The organism is uncultured Paracoccus sp., assembly GCF_945915435.1.
Lineage (GTDB): Bacteria > Pseudomonadota > Alphaproteobacteria > Rhodobacterales > Rhodobacteraceae > Paracoccus.
In genome coordinates, this window is record NZ_CAMEFG010000009.1 from 24,170 (window position 1) to 46,572 (window position 22,403).

Here is a 22,403-nt window from a genome sequence, read left to right on the forward strand (position 1 = left end):
TGTTCAGAGGAATCTGCTCTGTTCGTTGACGGATGGGGTGAACGCCTCTAGAACATAAGTCGAACAGATTTGATCGGGCGGGTTTAGGGAACAGAACATGCTTACGAAAAAGCAGATCCAGTTGCTGGAGTTCATCCAGTCACGCATGGCGCGGGATGGCGTCCCGCCGTCTTTCGACGAAATGAAGGATGCGCTGGATTTGCGGTCGAAATCGGGGATCCACCGCCTTGTCACCGCGCTTGAGGAAAGGGGCTTCATCCGCCGCCTGCCGCATCGCGCGCGCGCGCTGGAAATTCTGCGCCTGCCCGATGCGCTGAACAAGGGCGGCGATTTCACCCCGCGCGTGATCGAAGGCGATAAGCCCGCCAGCCCGCCTCCGCCACCGCGCGGGGCGATGCCGGTGACCAGCGGCTCGGCGGTCGAACTGCCCGTGATGGGCCGTATCGCGGCAGGCGTCCCGATCGAGGCCATCTCGGAAGTCTCGCACCATATCGCGGTGCCGGGCGACATGATCAGCAGCCGCGCGCATCACTACGCGCTCGAGGTGCGCGGGGATTCCATGATCAACGCAGGGATCAACGACGGTGACGTGGTCATCATCCGCGAACAGGATTCGGCCGACAATGGCGATATCGTCGTCGCCCTGGTCGAAGGGCACGAGGCAACGCTCAAGCGCTACCGCCGCCGCGGCGGACTGATCGCCCTGGAGGCTGCCAACCCCGCCTATGAAACAAGGCTGCTGCCCGAAAACCTGGTTCATGTGCAGGGCCGCCTGGTCGGGTTGATCCGCAGCTACTGACCTTGCGAATGCCGGCCCGGCAAAAGGGATCACAAATGACGCATCCCATCCGGCCCGTCATTGCGGGACGCGGTGCGCTGCTGTAACGATAGACGCGAATTCGCAGCCAAGGGAAATGCCATGCGGGCCAGGATATTCAGCCTTTTCGCCCTTTTGTCCGCCTTCGCCCTGCCCGCCGGGGCCTTCGACACCAATGCCCGCGCGGCGTGGGTCTATGACATGGCGACCGGCACCGTTCTGATGGAAAAGAACTCGGACCAGGCCCTGCCGCCCGCATCGATGTCCAAGCTGATGACGCTTTACATGCTGTTCGAGGCGCTTGAGGAAGGCCGCGTCCAGATGGATACCCGCTTCCCGGTATCGACCAAGGCGCGCCAGATGCAAGGCTCGACGATGTTTCTCAACGAAAACGACAGGCCCACGGTCGAGGAACTGATCAAGGGCATCGTCGTGCTGTCGGGCAATGACGCCTGCGTCGTCGTCGCCGAAGGCCTTTCGGGAACCGAGGAAGCCTTTGCCCGCCAGATGACGGAACGTGGCCGGACCATTGGCCTGACGCAATCGACCTTCATGAATGCATCGGGCTGGCCCGCGCCCGGCCATGTGATGTCCGCGCGCGACCTCGGCATCCTCTCGCTCCGGCTGATCGAGGATTTCCCCGATCTTTATCCCTATTTCGCGATGAAGGAATTTCCCTTCGACAACCGCGCGCCCGCAAACCGCTTCAACCGCAACCCGCTGCTCAACCTGGGGATCGGGGCGGACGGTCTCAAGACCGGCCATACACGTGAGGCGGGCTACGGCCTTGCCGCCTCGGCCACACAGGGCGACCGCAGGATCGTCTTTGTCGTGAACGGCCTTGCGGATGAACGCTCGCGGGCCGAGGAATCCGAACGGATCGTCAACTGGGCATTCCGCCAATTCACCATGCGCACGGTCATTCCCCAGGGCGAAATCGTGACCGAGGCTCCCGTCTGGCTTGGCAATCGCAGCAAGGTGGGCCTGACCACCGAAGAAGGCGTTCGCGTCCTGATCCCCGCAGGCGCACAAAGCGGGGTCACGGCAGAGGCCGTTTACCACGGCCCGCTGGATGCCCCCCTGGCGGCTGGCACCCGTGTCGGCGATCTTGTCGTCAAGGTTCCGGGCGCGGGCGAATCGCGTGTGCCGCTGATCGTATCCTCGGATGTGGAAGCTGCGGGGGTCGTCGGCCGGATGCAGGGTGCGGCCATGCGCCTTGGCAACCGCGCCGTCGGCGCGATCATGAACTGAGCCGGCCTTTCCATGTTCATCAGCTTCGAAGGCATCGACGGATCAGGCAAATCGGTCCAGGCCAGGCGGCTTGCGGCCCATCTGCGCGACGCGGGAAAGAATGTAACCTTGACGCGCGAACCCGGCGGCAGTCCGGGCGCCGAGGAAATCCGCAAGCTGCTGGTCGAGGGCGAACCCGACCGCTGGTCGCCCGAAACCGAACTGCTGCTGTTCACCGCCGCGCGGCGGGATCATGTCGAACGACTGATTCGCCCCGCCCTGAAGGCCGGACGAACGGTTATCTCCGACCGTTTCGCGGATTCGACCCGCATCTACCAAGGTGCGACGCGGGGCGATCTGCGGCAGACCGTCGACCAGCTTCACCAGTTGATGATCGGGATCGAACCCGACCTGACCCTTGTCATCGACCTGCCCGCCGAACTCGCCCTTGCGCGCGGAACCGCACGCGGCGGCGCCGAGGTTCGGTTCGAGGATATGGGCCTGCCCTTCCAGGAAAAACTGCGCGCCGGATTTCGCGAACTGGCCGAAAGCACCCCTGAACGGGTGCGCCTGATCGACGGCACCGGCAGCGTCGAAGAGGTCTCGGCCCGCGTTCTGGCCGCTTTGCCATGAACACGGATCAGCCCGCATTCGAAACCGACCAGGTGCCGGGCGCACCGCACCCCCGTCATGCCGAGCGCACCATCGGCCACGGCGCGGCGATTCAGGACTTCATGGATACGGCGCGGCGCGAACGTCTGCATCATGGCTGGCTGATCACGGGTCCACGCGGCACCGGCAAGGCCACGCTGGCATGGACGCTGACGCGCTGGCTTCTGGCCGGACAGCCCGACAGGTTGCAAATCCCCCCGGACGATCCGCTCTCGCGCCGCATCGCCGCCCTGGCCGAGCCGCGCCTGCAATTGGTTCGCCGGTCGGTCGACGACAAGACGGGCCGCCCCCGCTCGGAACTGACCGTGGACGAGGTGCGCAAACTGCTGAGCTTTTTCCACCTCAGCGCTACGGATGGCGGCATGCGGGTCGCCATCATCGATTCCGCCGATGAAATGAACACCTCCGCGGCCAATGCCCTGCTGAAGCTGCTGGAGGAACCGCCCGAGAACGCCATCATATTCCTGATCTCGCATCAACCCGCGCAACTGCTGCCCACGATCCGGTCTCGTTGCCGCCTGTTGCGGCTTGGCCCCGTGTCAGGCCGCGACATGGACGAAATTCTGCACCGTTTCGGCGTCGAGGATGGCCGGGACAGGCTTGCCGCGCTCTCTGGCGGTTCGGTTGGCGAGGCACTGCGCCTTGTCGGCCAGGACGGGCTGGCGATCTATCAGCAGATCGTCGACCTTTTCGCCACGCTGCCCCGTCTTGACCGCCAGGCGGCGGCGCGGCTTGCCGACCTGGCGGGTACCCGCCCCGGTCCCGAGGGCGACCCCTTCGATCTTGTCGTGACATTGCTCGACCGCTTTTTATCGCGCGCCGCAAGGGCCGGGCTGCTCGGCCCGCCCCTGCCCGAGGCCGCTGCTGGCGAGGCCGAACTGTTCACCCGCATCGCCCCCGACGACCGCGTGGCGCGTGACTGGGCCGCCGCCCAGGCACAGCTTTCGGCACGGGCACGGGCCGGGCGGGCCGTCAACCTTGACCCTTCCGCACTGGTGTTGGATATGCTGATCGGGCTGGCGCAACGCAAACCCTCCAGTTGACCGGACCCCTGCCGATGACCGAAAATTCCCTTGTGCCCGAGCTGGTCGACAGCCACTGCCACCTCGACTTTCCCGATTTCGACGGGCAACTGACCGCGCTGATCGACCGTGCCCGGACCGCCGGGGTCAAGCGCATGGTCACCATCTGCACGCGCCTGAAGAACGAACCGCAGGTTCGCGCGCTGGCCGAGGCGCATGACGGGCTGTTCTATGCCGCGGGCACCCATCCCATGTATGCCGCCGACGAACCCCTGGTCGCGGTCGAGGAACTGGTCGCCCTGGCGTCCCATCCCAAATTCGTCGGCATAGGCGAGACTGGGCTGGACTATCATTATACCGCCGACAGCGCCGCGCAGCAGCAGGAAAGCCTGCGTGTGCATATCGAGGCCGCGCGTCGCACCGCCCTGCCACTGATCATCCACGCCCGCGACGCGGATGAGGACATGGCCCGCATCCTGACCGAAGAGTATCGCGCGGGCGCCTACGCCTGCGTGCTGCATTGTTTCACCAGCGGGGCGGAACTGGCGCGGCAGGCGCTGGACCTGGGCTTTTATATCTCGATGTCGGGGATCGCCGCCTTCCCCCGCTCGACCCAGTTGCGCGAGATATTCGCCGAAGTCCCGCTGGAGCGGGTGCTGGTCGAAACCGATGCGCCCTATCTGGCCCCCCCGCCCCATCGCGGCAAGCGCAACGAACCTGCCTTCGTCGCCCATACCGCCCGCGCGGGGGCCGAGGTTTTCGGGCTGTCCCCCGCCGAATTCGCGGCTGCGACCACAGCCAATTTCGACAGGCTTTTCAGCAAGGCAAGCCCATGATCCGTGCGACGGTCCTGGGCTGCGGGTCGTCCGGCGGCATTCCCCGCCTTGGCAACCGCTGGGGCGATTGCGATCCGTCGAACCCGCGCAACCGCCGCCGCCGCTGCTCGCTTCTGGTCGAGCGGGTCGGGGCGCAAGGCGTCACCCGCGTTCTGATCGATACGGGTCCCGATCTGGTCCCGCAACTGCTGGATGCCGATATCGCCGAACTTGACGCCGTGGTCTACACCCATGCGCATGCCGACCACATCCACGGCATCGACGACCTGCGCCAGATCGCCTTCAACATGCGGCGCATGATCCCGCTGTGGGCCGACGCCTTGACCGAACAGGCGCTGCAGGCGCGATTTTCCTATATCTTCGCCACGCCCCCCGGTTCGACCTATCCGCCGATCGCGCAGTTGAACCGGATCGAGGGCGATGTGCTGATCGACGGTGAAGGCGGCCCGATCCGCCTCACCCCCTTCGAGGTCGATCACGGCGACATCATGGCGCTCGGCTTTCGGATTTCGGGCAGCGGTCCCGCGCTGGTCTATCTGCCCGATGTGCGCCGCATTCCCGACGCGTCCTGGCCCGCGATCATGGATTGCGATACCTTCATCTGCGATGCGCTGCGCCGGACGCCCCATCCCAGCCATGCTCATCTTGAACTGACGCTGGAATGGATCGCACGATCGCGGGCGCGGCGTGGCATCATCACGAACATGCATCTGGACATGGATTACGACGCCGTGATGCGCGACACCCCGCATAATGTCGTGCCGGCCCATGACGGGCTGGTTCTGGAAATCGGATGACGGTTCTATTCGACGTCATCCTGCCGGTCTTCCTGATCATCGGCTTCGGTTATCTTGCCGCATGGAAAAGGATTTTCTCCGACAATGCGGTCGAGGGGGTGATGACCTACGCCCAGAGCTTCGCCGTCCCCACCCTGCTTTTCGTGTCGATTGCGCGGCTGGACCTGGCGGAAAGCTTCAACCCCCTGATGTGGCTGGCCTTCTACAGCGGCGCCTTCCTGTCGTGGTTCATCGGTTGGGGCGTATCGTTGCGCTTTCTTCGGCGCAGCCCGGAAGAGGCGGTCGCCATCGGCTTCGTCTGCCTCTTTTCCAACTCGGTCCTGCTGGGCCTTCCGATCATGGAGCGCGCCTATGGACCCGAATCGATAGCGGGCAACTTCGCCATCATCGCGATCCATTCGCCGCTGCTTTACACATTCGGCATCACGGTGATGGAGTTCACGCGGGCGCGCGGGCAGGGGCTGCCGATCGGTCGCGTCGCCTTGCGCGCCCTGTCGGGGGTGCTCCATACGCCGCTGGTCATCGGCATCTGCTGTGGGCTGGCGGTAAACCTGCTGATGCAGGCGGGGCTGGCCCTGCCCGGCGGTTTCTGGTCCGCTGCCGGAATGATGGCGGCCTCGGCACTGCCGGCGGCATTGTTCGGCCTTGGCGGCATCCTTTACCGCTACAGGCCCGAGGGCGACGCGACGGCCATTGCGCTTTGCTGCCTTTGTTCGCTGGTGATCCACCCGGTGGTGGTCTGGCTTCTGACGATAATCTTCGGCCTGCCGGTGCCTTCGATACGCTCGGCCGTGATCACGGCCAGCATGGCGCCGGGAGTGAATGCCTATCTTTTCGCCTCGATGTATGGCGTGGCGCGGCGCGTGGCAGCCTCGACCGTCCTGGTCGCAACGGCGCTGTCGATCCTGTCGGTGTGGTTCTGGATCTCGGTCCTGCCCTGAGGGGCGCTTAGCCCGGCGACAGCCCGCGCAGCCTTTCCGAGCGGCGGCGCAGCAACTCGACCGTGGTCAAAAGCGCGATGGAAAAGATCACCAGCAACGTCGCCACCGCCAGGATCGAAGGCGAGATCTGCTCGCGGATACCGTTCCACATCTGGCGCGGGATCGTCTGCTGCTCGGGTCCCGCGATCAGCAGCACCGCCACCACCTCGTCGAACGAGGTGACGAAGGCGAACAGCGCGCCCGAGATGACGCCCGGCATGATCAGCGGCATGGTGACGCGAAAGAAGGTCGTGCGCGGGTTCGCCCCAAGGCTGGCCGCCGCGCGCGACAGCGAATGGTCGAAACCGACCAGCGTCGCCGTTACCGTGATGATGACGAAGGGTATCCCCAGCGTCGCATGGGCCAGCACGACCCCAAGATAGGTGCTGGTCAGCCGTCCGCATTCGCCCGAAAAGCCGAACCAGCCAAGCGGCTCGCAGGGGTTCGAGTAGAAGAAGAACAGCCCCGTCGCCGTGATGATGATCGGCACGATCATGGGCGAGATCAGCACGGCCATGATCACCCGCCGGAACGGCATCTCGGGCCGCGACAGGCCAAGCGCGGCCAGCGTGCCAAGCACCGTCGCAACGATGGTGGAAAACACCCCGATGATGATCGAGTTCTTGGCCGCATTGACCCAGCGCGAATTGTTCCAGGCATCCGCCCACCAGCTTGCATCGCGCGGCGCGCCGCCGTTCGACATGCCCAGCGTCAGCAGCCGGTCATACCAGCGCAGCGAATAGCCATCGGGGTCCAGCGACAGCATGGCCGGGGAAAAGGTGAAGGAATTCGTGGGGTTGAACGACAGCGGAATGATCACGACGATCGGCGCGATCAGGAAGAAGAAGATCAGCGCACAAATCACCAGATAGGCGTAATGCCAGATCTTTTCCAGCGGCGAGGCGTATTTGGGAAGCGCCATGTCCTACCCCAGTTTCAGGTTGTCGATGCCGACCAGCCGGTCATAGACCCAGTAAAGCAGCAGCACGCTGGCCAGCAGCAGCGCGGCCAGCGCGGCGGCCATCGACCAGTTCAGCGTCTGCATCATGTGCATCGCGATCATGTTGGAAATCAGTTGCCCCGACGATCCGCCGACCAGCGCGGGCGTGATGTAATAGCCCACGGCCAGGATGAAGACCAGAAGCGCCCCCGCGCCCAGCCCCGGCAAGGTCTGCGGGAAATAGATGCGCCGGAAGGCCGTCCAGCTTGTCGCGCCAAGGCTGCGCGCCGCGCGGACATAGCTGGGGTTGATCGTGCGCATCACCGAATACAGCGGCAGGATCATGAAGGGCAGCAGGATATGCGTCATCGCGATGATGGTGCCGGTCTGGTTGTAGATCATCTGCAACCTCTGGCCGGTTCCGATGATGCCCAGCCACACCAGGATGTCGTTGATGACGCCTTGCTGCTGCAACAGCACCATCCACGAGGTCGTGCGCACCAGTAGCGAGGTCCAGAAGGGCAGCAGCACGAAGATCATCAGCAGGTTCGACTTGCGCAGGGGCAGCGTCGCCAGCAGATGCGCCACGGGAAAGCCCAGCAGGAAGGTCATGAAGGTGATGACCGCCGACATGACGAAGGTGCGCTGGAACAGCATGATATAGACCTGCCGCTCGGACGGGGCCATGACGATATCGCCCTGGGTGTTGCGGGTGCGGTCCAGGGCGGCAAGATAGAAATTCGCGGTATAGGCCGACGAGGCCTCGCGCATGATCGACCACAGGGCGGGCGATTCCCAGCGGGCGTCGATGTCCAGGATGGCGTCGCGATAGGGCGGCTCCAGCCCGTTGCGGGCCTGCCGGCCGGCCGAGGTGAACAGCGAGCGCGTGCCCGCCATATCATAATTGATCCGGGTGCCGACGATGCCGATGGTGCGGTCGCGGGCGGCCTGTTGCAGGTCGGCGGCCAGCGCCGCCCAGGCGGCTTCGTCAGGTTCGGTCCCGCGGGGGTTTTCCGCGAACCAGGCGCTGATCTGCGGCATGTTCGCCGAGAATCCGTCGTTCTTGACCGAGCGTTGCAGCATCTGCCCGATGGGCACGACGAAGGTGATCAGGATGAACAGAAGCAACGGCAGCACCAGCAGGAAGGCGCGGCGCCGCGCCTTGCGTGAACTGCGCGCAAGGGCGCGTGTCAGCGGGCGCCCATCGGCGGTCGTCAGCCGCGGACCTGGTTCGACGCCAGCGGCCTTGGCCACGGTTGCGGCATGGGGATCAAGCGCTTGGGACATCGGTTCCTTCAAGGTTCATCAACACACCCCCGACCCGACGCCGGGCAAGGAATTCCTGTTTGCAAGGCGGCAGGTCCGGGCCGCGCGCAACGCCCCGGACCCCGGCTTTACTGGGCCAGCCAGGCGCTGAAACGTTCGTTCAGCTCACCATCGTGATCCACCCAGAAATCGAGGTTCGACGCCAGCGCATTGGTCATGTTCTCGGCATAGGTGGGCAGGTTCGGACCCATCGGGATATCCGTGCCCTCCATATTGCCGACCAGCGCGGCGGCAGAGCGGCGCGGCGGACCATAGCTGATGAACTCGGCCGCGCGGGCCTGATGCTGCGGCGCGGTCGTGAAGGCGATGAATTCATGCGCCGCCTCGACGTTCTGCGCGCCTTGCGGAATGACCCAGCCTTCCATCTCGTAGATCTGGCCGTCCCAGACGATTTCAAAGGGCAGATCGTCTTCCTGCGCGGCAGCGAAGATGCGGCCGTTGAAGGCATAGGCCATCGAGACCTCGCCATCGGCCAGAAGTTGCGGCGGCTGCGCCCCGGCCTCCCACCAGATGACGTCGGGTTTGATCTCCTCCAGCTTGGCAAAGGCCCGGTCGACGCCCTCGGGGGTGCCCAGCAGGTCATAGACCTCATCCGCGGGAACGCCGTCGGCCATCAGGGCGAATTCCAGGTTGAACTTGGCGCCCTTGCGCATGCTGCGCTTGCCGGGGAAGTTCTCGGTGTCGAAGAAATCGGCGGGGGCCGACGGCTTGGCATCGGGGAACTGGTCGTCGTTATAGGCCAGGACCATCGAATAGACGTCGGTGCCGATGAAGCACTCGGTGATCGCACCGTCGATGAAATCGTCCTCGGGGGTGGTGCCGTCCTCGGCATCGACCAGGACCGAGGCGTCGATTTCCTCAAGCAGGCCCTCATCGCACAGGCGGACCGCATCGGCATATTCGACCGAGGCGATGTCGGTCGTCACGTTGCCCGCCTCGACCTGCGCCTTGAGCGGCGTCGCGGGGTTGTCGGCATCGCTGATCGTGACGCGGATGCCGGTTTCGGCCTCGAAGGGCTTGGCATAGGCCTCGACATGGCTGTTGCCATAGGACCCGCCCCAGGACAGCAGGTTGAGTTGGCCTTCCTGCGCCTGCGGGGCACCCGCCACGCCGACCAGTGCCGAAGTCAGGATGAGTGTCTTTTTCAATTTACGCTCCCTTGTTGCGTTGTTACCGGGTCCAGCGCGCGCGCGTCGCGGGGATGCCAGCCGATCTTGATCTGCTGGCCCGGCGACAGGCGCGTCTGGCCCAGGGTATTGCGGCATTTCATCACGAAATCATCGGATCCCGCGACGCGCAGCCGGGTGCGCAGGATATCCCCCATATAGACGACATCGCGCACCTCGGCGTCGATCGTATGGGCATCGGGGGGCATCATCTCGGGCTTGAACTCGACCCGTTCGGGCCGGATCGAGACGGTCGTCGGCTGACCGTTTTCACGGATGTTGACGGCAGTGGCGTCGATCAGCGCGCCATTGGCCAGGCGGACCAGCGCATTGTCGCCGTCCAGCTTTTCGATAACACCGGGCAAGGCGTTGTTTTCACCGATGAAACCGGCGACGAAGCTGTTTTCCGGCGCCTCGTAAAGCGTGGCGGGGGGGGCAAGCTGCTGGATGCGGCCATCGTTGAAGACGGCGATGCGGTCGGACATGGTCAGCGCCTCGCCCTGGTCATGGGTGACATAGACGACGGTGATGCCGAGGCGTTCGTGCAAAGCCTTGATCTCGAACTGCATATGTTCGCGCAACTGCTTGTCCAGCGCGCCCAGCGGTTCATCCATCAGGACCAGCTTGGGATCGAAGACCAGCGCACGGGCCAGCGCGATTCGCTGCTGCTGCCCGCCGGAAAGCTGGGCAGGGCGGCGATTGCGGAACTTGCCCATCTGGACCATGTCCAGCGCGCGCATGATGCGGGATTCACGCTCGACCTTGCCCATGCCGCGCACTTCCAGCGGGAAGGACAGGTTTTCGCCCACCGTCATATGCGGAAACAGCGCATAGTTCTGGAACACCATCCCGATGCCGCGCTTGTGCGGCGGCACGTCGTTGATGTTGCGCCCGTCCAGGCGGATTTCGCCATGCGTGGCGGTCTCGAACCCCGCCAGCATCATCAGGCAGGTCGTCTTGCCCGACCCCGAAGGGCCAAGCATCGTCATGAACTCACCCTTGCCGATCTGAAGATTCAGATCCTTTACGACAAGCGACTGACCATCATAGCTTTTCTGAACACGATCAAACACGACGAACGCATCGTCAGCCGAAGTCCTGGACAAGATTGCGCGCCCCCTGTGGCCGTCTTTTTTCTGCGACTCCCAGACTATCGCCGGAGTTTGGCGCATTGCAACCGGCTTGTGGGATTACCGTTAAGTTCCGGTTGATTTCAGACGCGATCAGGGCAGATCCGGCGCGGCATGACCGCCTAGACGGCAATGCCGTGGCGGCCTGCAAGGTCGGTGAAGAATTGCCACGCCACCCGGCCCGAGCGGGACCCGCGCGTGGCCTGCCACTCGATGGCCTCGGCGCGCAGTTGATCGTCGTCGATGCCCAATCCATAGGCATCGCAATAGCCGCGCACCATCGCCAGGTATTCGTCCTGCGAACAGGGATGGAACCCCAGCCACAGCCCGAAACGGTCCGAGAGCGAGACCTTTTCCTCGACCGCCTCGCCCGGATGGATGGCGGTGGCGCGTTCGTTGTCGATCATGTCGCGCGGCATCAGGTGGCGCCGGTTCGAGGTCGCGTAAAGCACCACGTTGGACGGCCGCCCCGAAATCCCGCCATCCAGCACGGCCTTGAGCGATTTATACTGCGTATCGTCGTGGCTGAAGGACAGGTCGTCGGAAAACAGGATGAAACGCTTGTCCTCGGCCCTGGCCAGGATCGCCAGCAGCCGGGCGACCGAGCCAAGATCCTCGCGTGCGATCTCGACCAGGATCAGCGGCAGGCCCTCGCGCCGGGCCTCGGCATGGACGGCCTTGACCAGCGAGGATTTCCCCATCCCGCGCGCGCCCCACAGCAGGGCGTTGTTCGCCGCATGGCCGCGCGCGAATTGCAGGGTGTTTTGCAACAGCGTGTCGCGGGCGCGGTCGATGCCGATCAGTTGCACCAGATCGACCCGGCTGACGCTGTCCACGGCCACCAGCCGGTCGGGATCGGGCTGCCAGACATAGGCCCCGGCTTCGGAAAAGGCAGGCGCGGGCGCGGGCGCGGGGGCCAGGCGCTCAAGCGCGTCGGCGATCCGGGCGAGGTATTCTTCAGACATCGGCTTCCTGTTCTTGCTGTTCGCGCTTTCGTTCGATCCGCCGGACAAGCTGGATCGAGATCTCGTATAGCGCATAGACCACCGTGAACAGCACGATCTGCGAGATCACGTCGGGCGGCGTGGCGACGGCGGCAAGGATCAGAATCCCCACGACCGCATAGCGGCGGACCGAGGCAAGGCTGTGCGCGCTGACCAGCCCCGCCTTGCCCATCAGCGTCAGCGCCACGGGTAGCTGGAAGCTGAGCCCGAAGGCCAGCAGGAACTTGATCGTCAGGTTCAGGTATTCCTGCATCGAGCCCTGGAAGGCGATCCCGGCGACGTTGCCGGTCGTCGTCACCTCATCCGCCGTGGCCACGACCGGGGCCTGCTGGAAGCTGAGGAAGAAGGTGTAGGCCATCGGCAGGATGACGTAATAGGCGAAGGCCGCCCCGATCAGGAACATCACCGGCGAGGCGACCAGGAACGGCAGGAATGCGGCCTTTTCCGAACGGTAAAGCCCCGGCGCGACGAAACGCCAAAGCTGATAGCCGATCACCGGAAAGGCCAGGACGAAACCGCCGAAGAACGAGATGTTGATGGCCGTGAAGAAACCTTCCTGCAATTTGATGATCTGCAACTGGCAATTCTGCCCCCGCACCTCGAGCGCGGAACAGATCGGCTGCGTCAGGAAGTTGTAGATCGGCTTCCACACCGTATAGCACAGCACCATCGCGACGATGAAGGCCACCACCGCCCAGATGATGCGGCTGCGCAATTCGGCCAGATGCTCGATAAGGGGGGCGGCGCTGTCGTCGATGTCGTCCTGGGTCGAAGCGTTCTTGGCCAAGTCAGCGATCTTTCATGTCCGAACGGCGTATCGCATGGATGCGGCGGCGCGATTGGCTGGCGGCGGCATCCTGTCCGTCGGCGGTTTGTGCCGGGGCGTCTTGTGTCTGGGCATCCGCAGGTTTTTCGGCGGCCCTTGCAGGGGCGGCGGGCGGCACGGGCGCCGCCGGATCGGGCTTGACCGCATCGGCCTGCCCCTTGCCCTGCGCGCCGTTGCCATTGGCCAGCGGGCGCGAGGGTTCCCATTTCTCGAACTTGTCCACCGCGCGGTCCAGCGCGTCGAGGCCAAGCGATTTCTTCGATGTCAGCGATTTGACGTCCTTGAGGCTTTTCGCCGCCTCGTCCACGCCGGCCTCGCGGGCGGCATCTTCCATCGCCGAAGAAAACTCGCGCGCCATCTGCCGGGCGCGCCCGGTCAGCCGCCCCAATGTGCGGAAAAGCTGCGGCAGTTCCTTGGGGCCGATAACGATCAGCGCGACGATGCCGATCAGCATCAGCTCGCTCCAGCCGACGTCAAGCATGGGACAACCTTTCCAGGATCAGCCTTGGTCGGTCGTCTTGGGCGTCACGTCGCGCGCCTTTTCGCCCGGAACGTCGCGCAGCGCGTCCTCGGTGCTTTCGATTTCCTTGTTGCCTTCGCTCACGCCCTTCTTGAAGGCGGTGATTCCCTTCCCGACCTCACCCATCAGCGAGGACACCTTGCCCTTGCCGAAAAGCACGAGCACAACCACCGCGATAAGCAGAAGGCCGGGGATACCGATATTGTTCAGCATGATTTGCTCCTTGCCGGGCGAACTGGCGGCCCGGTCACTCATTTAAGATGTCGCGGCGCGGAATGCAAAACCCGAATGCGTGAATTTGCAACCTTGATCGGGTGCCCGGCCATATCCCGATGCATGATAACATGGCTTGGCATCGGATACATGGCGCGCGATAAACGGGCATGATGTCAGCTTCCTGCGCCAACCTTGCGATCTCACGCCCCGCACCGGAAAGGCGCGGTCATGAAGGTGGGCGTCATGGGCGATGAATTCGGTCGGCTGGCCTATCTGGTCCTGCTGCTGGTCGCCATCGGCGGCTTCGTCCTGGTCGAGTTCCGCCAGCGCCCCGGCCAGGCGTCGCGCCAGATGCTGGCCTGGGTGCTGATCTTCGTCGGCGTCGTCGCCGCCGCCGGGCTGTGGGAAGATTTCTCGAATCGCGCCGCCCCGCGCCAGCAGGTGCTGGAGGGTGGGCGGATCGAGATCCCGCGCAGCCGTGACGGCCACTATCACCTGGCGGCGAAACTGAACGGCACCCCGGTCCGCTTCGTCGTCGATACCGGCGCCACCACCATCGCGCTGTCGCGCCGCGACGCCGAACGGATCGGGATCGACACGGACGGGCTGGCCTATATCGGGCAGGCGCGGACGGCCAACGGGCTGGTGCAGACGGCGCCGGTGATGATCGACAGCTTCCGCATCGGCGATATCGCCGACGACCGCGTGATGGCGGTGGTGATCGACGGCGAGATGGAGCTGTCGTTGCTGGGGATGACCTATCTCAGCCGCTTCGCCCGCGTCAGCATGGAGGCCGACCGCCTGCTGCTGGAACGCTAGCGGCTACTGCCTGCGCTGCCAGCGCCCCGAAGCTTCGGACCAGTATTGCGCCTCTACCCCCTGCCCGGTCAGGTCGCGCCATTGCTGGCGCGCGACGTCCAGCGCGGCGTCGTCGTTCCCGTCGAAAAGGATGCAGACCCGTTCCAGCGCCGTGCAATCCTGCGCGGCGACCGCGACCCCTTCGATGGCGATCAGGCAGGCGGGCAGGTTCGTCGCGGGCTGGTCCGGCAGGGTCAGCAGCACGGGCTGGCGCGCATCATGCGGCCCGCCGGCAAGACCGTGGGGCAAGAACCCCTCGCCCTGCCAGAGCCGCTGGTCCAGCGCGGCCAGCGTCCCGGCGCTGCGGCCCCGCAACTCGACCCGCCATCCGGCGTCCAGGCTCTTGCCGATCAGCACCGGCAAGAGCGCTTCGGGCGCCGAGCGGGTCAGGTGATAGAACAGCGCCGCGCCCACGACCCTAGCCCTTGGCCTCGTATTGGTCGCGCACCAGCCGGTCCAGCGTCATCACGCCCCACCCGCTTGCCCCCTTGGGCGCCAGCGCCGTTTCCGAGGGCGGCAGCGCGACCCCGGCGATGTCGATATGCGCCCAGGGCGTGCCCTTGCGGATGAAGCGTTGCAGGAATTGCGCCGCCGTGATCGAGCCTGCCGCGCGCCCGCCGGTGTTCTTGATATCGGCCAGCCGCGACTTGATCAGCTTGTCGTAGGACGGCCCCAGCGGCAGCCGCCATGCGCCTTCGCCTTCGGCCTTGGCGGCGCCCAGCAGCGCGTCGGCCAGCGCATCGTCATTGGCGAAGACGCCGGCATTGTCATGGCCAAGCGCGATGATGACCGCGCCGGTCAGCGTGGCCAGGTCGATCACGGCGGCGGGTTGGAAGCGTTCCTGCGCATACCAAAGCACATCGGCCAGCACCAGGCGGCCCTCGGCGTCGGTGTTGATGACCTCGATCGTGTCGCCCTTCATGGATTTCACGATATCGCCCGGACGCTGCGCGCGCCCGTCGGGCATGTTTTCCACCAGCCCGACCAGGCCGACGACATTGGCCCGCGCCCGGCGCAGGGCCAGCGTGCGCATGACGCCCGCGACGACGCCCGCGCCCCCCATGTCCATCGTCATCTCCTCCATCCCGGCGGCGGGCTTGATCGAGATGCCGCCGGTGTCGAAGACGACGCCCTTGCCGACCAGCGCCAGCGGGGCCTGATCGCCGCCCCCGTTCCAGCGCATGACGACGACCTTCGAGGGGCTTTCGCTGCCCTGGCCCACGGCCAGCAGGGCGCGCATCCCCAATTCGGCAAGCCGGTCCTCGTCCAGGACCTCGACCTCCAGCCCGATCTCGCGCATGGCCAGAAGGCGGTCGGCGAAATCGCCGGTGGTCAGCACGTTCGAGGGTTCGTTGACCAGATCGCGGGTGAAAAAGACGCCCTCGGCCAGCGCCGCGCCGTCGGCAGCCTTGCGGGCCAGCGCCTCGGGTTCGGGGGTCATGAAGGTGACGCTGGCCTTTTCGGGGTCGGGCGCCTCATCGTCCGCAGAAACCGAGGCGCCCGGCACGGGGGTCCGCACCTCGGACGGCGCACGCGGGTCCAGCGGGGATTCGGCGGGCGCATCGGCGCTGTCACCGTCCTTGCGGGTCTTGTAGGTGTCGAAGTCATAGGCGCGCAGCGCGATGCCCAGCGCCACCTCGGCGGCCTGCGCGTGGCGGGGGGCAAGCACCAGCGTTTCCACCTTGCCAAGCCGCGCACCGATGGCCGCGCCTGCCTTGCGCGCCTCGTCCACGCTGGCGCGGGCGGGCAGGGAAACAAGCTGAAGCGCCTCGGCGGCCAGCCCGGCGGGCCAGGCCAGTTCCAGCGCGCCGCCCGGCTTGACCGCCTTCCACGCCCCGGATTCCAGCGCGCGCAGGACCGCCTCGCGGGTGGGGCGGGGCAGGCCGGCGGGCGGGCGGGCATTCGCGCCGATCAGGACCGCGATGCGTCCCTTGCGACCGGAAAGCCCGGAGGTGTCGGTTTCGGTAAAGGCGATTTCGACGGGTCTGGTCATCTGTGGCTCTCGCGGAAAATTTCGTCAGGGGAAAACCTAGTGCCCAAGTCCGCCCTTGACCAGAGCCGGGACTTCCCCAATCGCTTGGCAGAGGTTAAGCAGACCGCGACCCTTCTGCAGGACGACATGCCGCGTATCGACCGTTATATTCTGTCGCAGTTCCTGACGCTGTTCGGGTTCTTCGCGCTGGTGCTGGTTTCGGTCTACTGGATCAACCGCGCCGTTTCGCTGTTCGAGCAACTGATCTCGGACGGGCAGACCGCACTGGTGGTGCTGGAGTTCACGGCGCTGACCCTGCCGCTTGTGATCTCGGTCGTGCTGCCGATCGCGGCCTTCGCGGCGGCGGCCTATGGCACCAACCGGCTGTCGGGCGAATCGGAACTGGTGGCGATGCAGGCGGCGGGCATGTCGCCCTTCCGGCTGGCGCGCCCGGTGCTGGTTTACGGCCTGATCGTCGCCACCATGTCGGCGGCGCTGGTCCACGGGCTGGTGCCGATGGCGCGCGCCCATATGGCCGACCGGCAGGCGCAACTGGCCGAAAACGTCACCGCCCAGTTCCTGCGCCCCGGCATGTTCCAGTTCCCGGCCGAGGGGCTGACGCTGTATATCCGCGACATCGCGGCGGACGGGCGGCTGCGCGACATGTTCTTTGAAGACACCCGCGACCCGGACAACCAGACGACCTATTCCGCGTCCGAAGCGCTGCTGATCCGTTCCGACAGCGGGCCGGTGCTGGTGATGATGCAAGGCTCGATGCAGGTGCTGGAACGGCGCGGCGGCGAACAGCGGCTGTCGCTGACGCGCTTTGCCAACATGTCGCTGGACATCGGCAGCGCCATCGGTCCCTCGAACGCACGCAAGCGCGACCTGCGCGCCTATTCCACCCCCGCCCTGCTGGCGGCGGGGCCCGAGTTGTTGCAGGCGACCGGCGCCAGCCCCGACAAGGCCCGCGCCGAGGCGTTCGAGCGGATCGCCAGGCCGCTGCTGTCCCCCGTCGCCGCCATGCTGGGCTTTGCCATGCTGCTTCTGGGCGGCTACAGCCGCTTCGGCGTCTGGCGGCAACTGGTCTGGTCGGTGGTGGCGCTGATCCTGGTGCAGTTCCTGGACACGGCGGCGGCCAACCAGGTCGCGCGCGACGCGACGCGCTGGCCGCTGGCCTTCCTGCCCTCGGCCGTGGGGGCGGCGATCGGGTTCGGCGCGCTGTGGTGGGCCGCCCGGCCCCGGCGCGTCGCGCGGCCCGCGGCGCAGGGGGCGCGGCCATGATCCTGTCGGCCTATCTTGCACGGCGCTTTGCGCGGCTTCTGGTGCTGATCGCGCTGATCTTCCTGGCGATCCTGTTCCTGGTCGAGATGGTCGAGCAGGTCCGCCGCTTTGCCGATGAAAACATCGGGCTGAGCGGCGCGGCGCATCTGTCGATCCTCAACATCACCGGCAGCTTCTACGCCATCCTGCCGCTGATCACCGTGCTGGCGGGGATCGCGCTTTTCGTGAACCTGTCGCGGACGTCCGAGATGGTGGCGATCCGCGCCTCGGGGCGGTCGGGGATGCGGGCGGTGGCCTCGCCCGCCATCACGGCGATGCTGTTCGGCGTGCTGTCCGTCGCCATCCTGAACCCGATGGTCGCCGCGACCTCCAAGCAATACGACGCGCTGGTGGCCGGGATCCAGTCGGGCGACCGCGACACCATCAGCCTTGGCGATTCCGAGGTCTGGCTGCGCCAGAGCCTCAGCTTCACCCGCCCCGGCGGGCAGGCCGAAAGCGGGCAGATCGTCATCCGGGCAAGCCGCGCAAGCCCCGATGCGGCGACACTTTACGACGCGACCTTCATGCTGTTCACGCCGACCGAAGGGCCGGTCGGACGCATCGACGCGCGCGAGGCGCGGCTGTCGAACGGAAACTGGCTGCTGACGGATGCCAAGGAATGGCCGCTGACCGCGCCCAACCCCGAAACCGCCGCGCGGGTGCTGGACAGTTTCGAGATCCCGACCGAACTGACCGCCGAACGCATCCGCGACGGCTTCGGCCAGCCCGATTCGGTCCCGGTCTGGCAGTTGCCCGGCTATATCGCCACGCTGGAGGCCGCGGGCTTTTCCGCACAGCGCCACAAGGTCTGGTTCCAGATGGAACTGGCGCGGCCCCTGCTGATGGCCGCGATGATCCTGATCGCGGCGGTCTTTACCATGCGGCACATCCGGGGGCGCAAGATGGGCACGCTGGTCCTGGCCGCCTTCGCCTGCGGGATCGTCCTGTTCTTCTTTCGCAACATGGCGCAGGTGCTGGGCGACAATGGCGATATCCCGCCCCTCCTGGCAGGATGGGCACCGCCGCTGGTGGGGCTGCTCTTCGCGCTTGGCGCCCTGCTGCAACTGGAGGACGGCTGATGGCCGCAAAAGGCTTTTCTGCACCCGCCCCGATCCTGGCCCTGGCGCTGGCCGCCTGCGGCTGGACGCTGGCCCCGCAGGCCACCCTTGCGCAGGCCGTCCCACCCGACGCCGCCGCCCCCCTTGCGGGGGTCCCGGCCACGGTGGCGCCCATCCGCCCTGTCCCGCAACCGCCGCGCCCCGGCGGACCCGCGCTGGCCCCGACGGAAAGCCTCCATCTCGGCGAACGCACGGGCGACGGCACCACCGGCCTGACCCTGCCCCGCCCCTTGCGGGTGGCCCAGCCCGAGATCCGCATCTCGCGGCCCGAACCCGCCGACGGCACCGCCGCCACCATCCTGGCCGAGGATCTTTCGCTGTCGCCCGACCGCACCCTGACCGCCTCGGGCGGGGTAGTGGTGTGGTATCAGGGCACGCGGCTGGTGGCGCAGCAGGTGGTCTACGACGGCCAGTCCGGGGGCGTGACGCTGCGCGGGCCGATCCACATATCGCAGCCCGCGCTGGCAGGTAGCACCGACGAGGCGGTCCTGATCGCCGAGGCCGCCCAGCTTGAACCCAACATGCAGGACGGCATCCTGCGCGGCGCCCGCCTGCTGCTTGCGCGAGAGCTGCAACTGGCCGCCGCCGAGGCCCACCGCAGCCAGGACGGCCGCCTGACCACGCTGGACCGGGTGGTGGCATCCAGTTGCCGGGTCTGCGCCTCGGACCCGACGCCGCTGTGGGAAATCCGCGCGCGCCGGATCACCCATGACGCGCTGACGCGGCAACTTCATTTCGACAATCCGCAATTCCGCGCCTTCGGCATCCCGCTGGCCGCACTGCCCGCCATGACCGCGCCCGACCCCACGGTCGAGCGGATGACCGGCCTTCTGCGCCCGCAGTTCCGCACGACCTCGCGGCTGGGTTTCGGCATCAAGCTGCCCTATTTCGTGACGCTTGGCGATCACGCCGACGTCACCCTGACGCCCTACCTGTCCACCAGCCGCACCCGCACGCTGGACCTGCGCTATCGCCACGCCTTCCGCAACGGCGTGATGGAATGGGACGGCGCGTTGTCGCGCGACGACATCCGCCAGGGCGAAACGCGCGGCTACCTGTTCGGCGCGGGCCAGTTCATGCTGCCGCGCGGCTACCGCCTGACCGGCCAGATCCAGTCGGTCAGCGACCGCTCTTATCTGCTGGACTACGGCATCACCGACGCCGACCGGCTATGGAGCGGGCTGATGATCGACCGCGTCCGCCGCGACCGCTTCTTCTTCGCCCGCGCGGGAAAATACGAATCCCTGCGCGACGAGGCGGACGAGGCCAACGACCCCAACCGCGTCGTGGACGTGATGTGGCACCGCCGCTGGCGGCCCGCGCTGATCGGCGGAGAGGCGGGCTTCGAATGGTCTCTGCATGGCCATCGCCGCCGCTCGTCGCAGGACATCACGGGGCGCGACGGGGTGCGCGGCTCGGTCTCGCTGGACTGGCGGCGCAGCCAGATCCTGCCGCATGGCTTCGTCGGCGCGGTGCAGACCAGCATCGATGCCGATGTCTACCGCATCCGGCAGGACAGCCGCTTCGACGACTGGTTCATGCGCATCGACCCGGTTCTGGCAACGGAACTGCGCTGGCCGCTGATTCGCAGCGATGGGGGCGCCACCCATATCCTGGAACCCGTCGTGCAACTGGTCTGGTCGCGCCGTTCAGACTGGGGCGACGATATCCCCAACGAGGACAGCCACCTGATCGAGTTCGACGAGGGGAACCTTTTCTCCCTCAACCGCTTTCCGGGGTGGGATGCGCGGGAAACCGGGCTGCGCGCCAACCTGGGGCTAAGCTGGACCCGGCTGGACCGCGACGGCTCGACCCTGTCGCTGACGGCGGGCCGCGTGATCCGCAGCCGCACCGATCCGGCCTTCGCGAATTCCTCGGCGCTGGACGGGCGGCGCTCGGACTGGCTGCTGGCGGCGCAATACAGCCACCCCGACGGGCTGGCCATCGCCAACCGCGCCCTGTTCGACGATTCCCTGTCGATCAGCCGCAACGACCTGCGGCTTGGCTGGGCGCGCCCCGACCTGCAACTGTCGGCGGGCTACCTGTGGATGACCAGCGACGCGCTGGAAGGGCGCGAGGATCGGGTGTCCGAACTGACCACCACCGGCGGCTGGCAGATCGCGGACGGCTGGTGGGGCATCGCCGAGACGCGCTATGATTTCGTCGCCGACCGCGCGCAGAAGGCCCTGCTGGGGCTGGAATATCGCAACGAATGCGTGTCGCTGGAAATGGCGGTCGAGCGGCGCTTTACCTCGTCCGACGAACTGCGGCCCGAAACCTCGTTCGAGCTGGGTATCCGCCTGGCAGGCTTCGGCAGCCAGAAAGATATCCGCGGAACGGTGGCGCGGCGCGCCTGCCTGCGCTAATGTCCGGCCAAACAATGCTGCGAGGGGTTTTCATGCGGCGAGCAATTCTTGGCGCGGCAATGGCCGCGATGATGCTGGGCGGGCAGGCTGCGCTGGCGCAATCCAATCCGTTCCGCCCGGTCGTCTATGTCAACGACTCGGTCGTGACCGAGTTCGACATCCAGCAACGTGCCCGCTTCCTTCAACTGTTGCAGGCCCCCGACACCAGCCGCGCCGCCGCCGAACGCGCGGTGATCGAGGACCGGCTGCGCATGCAGGCCGCCGATTCGATCGGCATCCGCCCCACGGACGAAGCCATCGACGAGGCGCTGGCCGAATTCGCCGGGCGCGGCGGCCTCGACACCGCCCAGTTCGAGCAGCTCTTGCGCCAGAACGGGGTGGATCCGCAGATCTATCACGATTTCATCGTCTCGGGCGTGGTCTGGCGCGACGTGGTGCGCGCCCGCGTCGTGCCGACCGTCCGCGTCTCGGATGCCGAGGTCGAACAGGAATTCCAGAAGATCGTCCAGACCCCGCGCGTCACCGACGTCCTGCTGTCCGAACTGATCATCCCCGCACCCGAGGGGCAAGAGGCCCAGGCGATGGGCCTGGCCGAGGACATCCTCGCCAACGTCTCGTCCGAAAGCGAATTCGCCGCCGCCGCGCGGCAATATTCCGCCGTGCAAAGCCGCGAGGAAGGCGGACGCCTGCCCTGGACACCGCTGGCCAACCTGCCGCCCTCGCTGCAACCCATCGTCCTGTCGTTGCAGCCGGGCAGCGTCAGCCAGCCGCTGACCGTTCCGGGCGCGGTGGTGCTGTTCATGCTGCGCGACACGCGCGGCGTGGTGCGCTCGGGCGCGCGCGATCAGGTGCTGGAATATGTCCACCTGCGCCACGGCGACCCCGCCGAGGCCGCCCGCATCGCCGCCACCGTGCGCAGTTGCGGCGATCTCTTCGTGCGGGCCAACGGGCTGCCCGCCGACCGCCTTGTCCACGAGACGCGCAATCTTGGCGCGATCCCGCAGAACATCGGGCTTTACCTCGCCAGCCTCGACGACGACGAGGCCACCGCCTTCGGGGGCGAGGTCGTGATGCTGTGCAAGCGCACCCCTGCGCTGATGGCCTCGGCGGACGAACAGCCGCAGGTGCCGGTGGCGCCCGACGAACCCGCCGAGCAGGCCCCCGATTCCAACGCGCTGCCCGATCTGGACACGGTGCGCAACGTGGTCTTCAACCGCAAGATCTCGAATGCCGCCGACGCCTACCTGGCCGAGTTGCAGGCCAATGCCATCATCCGGCGCTGAT

The 22,403-nt window shown here is 66.3% G+C and carries 22 protein-coding genes; 12 read left to right on the forward strand and 10 right to left on the reverse strand.

Annotation, left to right across the window (positions count from 1 at the left end; translation table 11 throughout):
• Positions 1-97: 97 nt before the first annotated feature.
• The 7 genes from lexA (at position 98) to Q0O97_RS04850 (ending at position 6,315) form a co-directional block, all read left to right on the forward strand.
• On the forward strand, positions 98-799 hold the full coding sequence (gene lexA / locus Q0O97_RS04820) for a transcriptional repressor LexA (RefSeq protein ID WP_294925687.1): 702 nt from the start codon (positions 98-100) through the stop codon (positions 797-799).
• Between the two features lie 120 nt (positions 800-919).
• Positions 920-2,068, forward strand: coding sequence for a D-alanyl-D-alanine carboxypeptidase family protein (locus tag Q0O97_RS04825; RefSeq protein ID WP_294925690.1), 1,149 nt, complete (start codon positions 920-922; stop codon positions 2,066-2,068).
• Positions 2,069-2,080: 12 nt separating this feature from the next.
• Complete coding sequence (gene tmk / locus Q0O97_RS04830; protein ID WP_294925693.1) at positions 2,081-2,680, forward strand: dTMP kinase; 600 nt, start codon at positions 2,081-2,083, stop codon at positions 2,678-2,680.
• Positions 2,677-3,762 carry a DNA polymerase III subunit delta' gene (locus tag Q0O97_RS04835; protein WP_294925696.1) on the forward strand — a complete coding sequence of 362 codons (1,086 nt, stop codon included), beginning with the start codon at positions 2,677-2,679 and terminating at the stop codon, positions 3,760-3,762. The genes tmk and Q0O97_RS04835 overlap by 4 nt, the downstream gene beginning before the upstream one ends.
• A 14-nt stretch (positions 3,763-3,776) precedes the next feature.
• A complete protein-coding gene (locus tag Q0O97_RS04840) occupies positions 3,777-4,577 on the forward strand; it encodes a TatD family hydrolase (RefSeq protein ID WP_294925699.1) in 801 nt (266 codons plus the stop codon).
• Positions 4,574-5,374, forward strand: coding sequence for an MBL fold metallo-hydrolase (locus tag Q0O97_RS04845; RefSeq protein WP_294925702.1), 801 nt, complete (start codon positions 4,574-4,576; stop codon positions 5,372-5,374). Before Q0O97_RS04840 ends, Q0O97_RS04845 begins: the two co-directional genes overlap by 4 nt.
• Entirely contained in the window at positions 5,371-6,315 is a 945-nt protein-coding gene (locus tag Q0O97_RS04850; protein ID WP_294925705.1) for an AEC family transporter, read from the forward strand. The genes Q0O97_RS04845 and Q0O97_RS04850 overlap by 4 nt, the downstream gene beginning before the upstream one ends.
• A 7-nt stretch (positions 6,316-6,322) precedes the next feature.
• Here Q0O97_RS04850 and Q0O97_RS04855 read toward each other — a convergent pair whose 3' ends face one another.
• From Q0O97_RS04855 to Q0O97_RS04890, 8 genes are all read right to left on the reverse strand, one after another.
• Positions 6,323-7,276 carry an ABC transporter permease gene (locus Q0O97_RS04855; RefSeq protein ID WP_294925708.1) on the reverse strand — a complete coding sequence of 318 codons (954 nt, stop codon included), beginning with the start codon at positions 7,274-7,276 and terminating at the stop codon, positions 6,323-6,325.
• A gap of 3 nt (positions 7,277-7,279) precedes the next feature.
• A complete protein-coding gene (locus Q0O97_RS04860) occupies positions 7,280-8,581 on the reverse strand; it encodes an ABC transporter permease (RefSeq protein WP_294925711.1) in 1,302 nt (433 codons plus the stop codon).
• Positions 8,582-8,688: 107 nt separating this feature from the next.
• On the reverse strand, positions 8,689-9,768 hold the full coding sequence (locus tag Q0O97_RS04865; protein WP_294925714.1) for an ABC transporter substrate-binding protein: 1,080 nt from the start codon (positions 9,766-9,768) through the stop codon (positions 8,689-8,691).
• Positions 9,765-10,892, reverse strand: coding sequence for an ABC transporter ATP-binding protein (locus Q0O97_RS04870; RefSeq protein WP_294925717.1), 1,128 nt, complete (start codon positions 10,890-10,892; stop codon positions 9,765-9,767). The genes Q0O97_RS04865 and Q0O97_RS04870 overlap by 4 nt, the downstream gene beginning before the upstream one ends.
• A 146-nt stretch (positions 10,893-11,038) precedes the next feature.
• On the reverse strand, positions 11,039-11,881 hold the full coding sequence (locus Q0O97_RS04875) for an ATP-binding protein (protein ID WP_294925720.1): 843 nt from the start codon (positions 11,879-11,881) through the stop codon (positions 11,039-11,041).
• Positions 11,874-12,707: a twin-arginine translocase subunit TatC gene (tatC, locus tag Q0O97_RS04880; protein WP_294925723.1), complete on the reverse strand. Its 834-nt coding sequence runs from the start codon at positions 12,705-12,707 to the stop codon at positions 11,874-11,876. Before tatC ends, Q0O97_RS04875 begins: the two co-directional genes overlap by 8 nt.
• Before the next feature lies 1 nt (position 12,708).
• Positions 12,709-13,227: a Sec-independent protein translocase protein TatB gene (gene tatB / locus Q0O97_RS04885; protein WP_294925726.1), complete on the reverse strand. Its 519-nt coding sequence runs from the start codon at positions 13,225-13,227 to the stop codon at positions 12,709-12,711.
• A gap of 18 nt (positions 13,228-13,245) precedes the next feature.
• Complete coding sequence (locus Q0O97_RS04890; protein WP_294925729.1) at positions 13,246-13,479, reverse strand: twin-arginine translocase TatA/TatE family subunit; 234 nt, start codon at positions 13,477-13,479, stop codon at positions 13,246-13,248.
• A 231-nt stretch (positions 13,480-13,710) separates the two neighbouring features.
• Here Q0O97_RS04890 and Q0O97_RS04895 point away from each other — a divergent pair, with 231 nt between their 5' ends.
• On the forward strand, positions 13,711-14,301 hold the full coding sequence (locus Q0O97_RS04895; RefSeq protein WP_294925732.1) for a TIGR02281 family clan AA aspartic protease: 591 nt from the start codon (positions 13,711-13,713) through the stop codon (positions 14,299-14,301).
• A gap of 3 nt (positions 14,302-14,304) precedes the next feature.
• On the opposite strand, the gene Q0O97_RS04900 is transcribed toward Q0O97_RS04895, so the two are convergent.
• Complete coding sequence (locus tag Q0O97_RS04900) at positions 14,305-14,754, reverse strand: DNA polymerase III subunit chi (protein WP_294925735.1); 450 nt, start codon at positions 14,752-14,754, stop codon at positions 14,305-14,307.
• A 4-nt stretch (positions 14,755-14,758) separates the two neighbouring features.
• The gene (locus Q0O97_RS04905) at positions 14,759-16,333 is read right to left on the reverse strand and encodes a leucyl aminopeptidase (protein WP_294925738.1); all 1,575 of its coding nucleotides are present in this window, start codon (positions 16,331-16,333) and stop codon (positions 14,759-14,761) included.
• Positions 16,334-16,459: 126 nt separating this feature from the next.
• Here Q0O97_RS04905 and lptF point away from each other — a divergent pair, with 126 nt between their 5' ends.
• The 4 genes from lptF to Q0O97_RS04925 are packed head-to-tail and all read left to right on the forward strand — an operon-like array spanning position 16,460 to position 22,402.
• A complete protein-coding gene (gene lptF, locus Q0O97_RS04910) occupies positions 16,460-17,596 on the forward strand; it encodes an LPS export ABC transporter permease LptF (RefSeq protein WP_294925741.1) in 1,137 nt (378 codons plus the stop codon).
• Positions 17,593-18,714, forward strand: a complete 1,122-nt coding sequence (gene lptG, locus Q0O97_RS04915; protein ID WP_294925744.1) for an LPS export ABC transporter permease LptG — start codon at positions 17,593-17,595, stop codon at positions 18,712-18,714. The genes lptF and lptG overlap by 4 nt, the downstream gene beginning before the upstream one ends.
• Positions 18,714-21,119 (forward strand): LPS assembly protein LptD, encoded by a 2,406-nt coding sequence (gene lptD, locus Q0O97_RS04920; protein WP_294925747.1) that lies wholly within the window; start codon positions 18,714-18,716, stop codon positions 21,117-21,119. The genes lptG and lptD overlap by 1 nt, the downstream gene beginning before the upstream one ends.
• Before the next feature lie 32 nt (positions 21,120-21,151).
• Positions 21,152-22,402 carry a peptidylprolyl isomerase gene (locus Q0O97_RS04925; RefSeq protein WP_294925750.1) on the forward strand — a complete coding sequence of 417 codons (1,251 nt, stop codon included), beginning with the start codon at positions 21,152-21,154 and terminating at the stop codon, positions 22,400-22,402.
• Position 22,403: the final 1 nt, after the last annotated feature.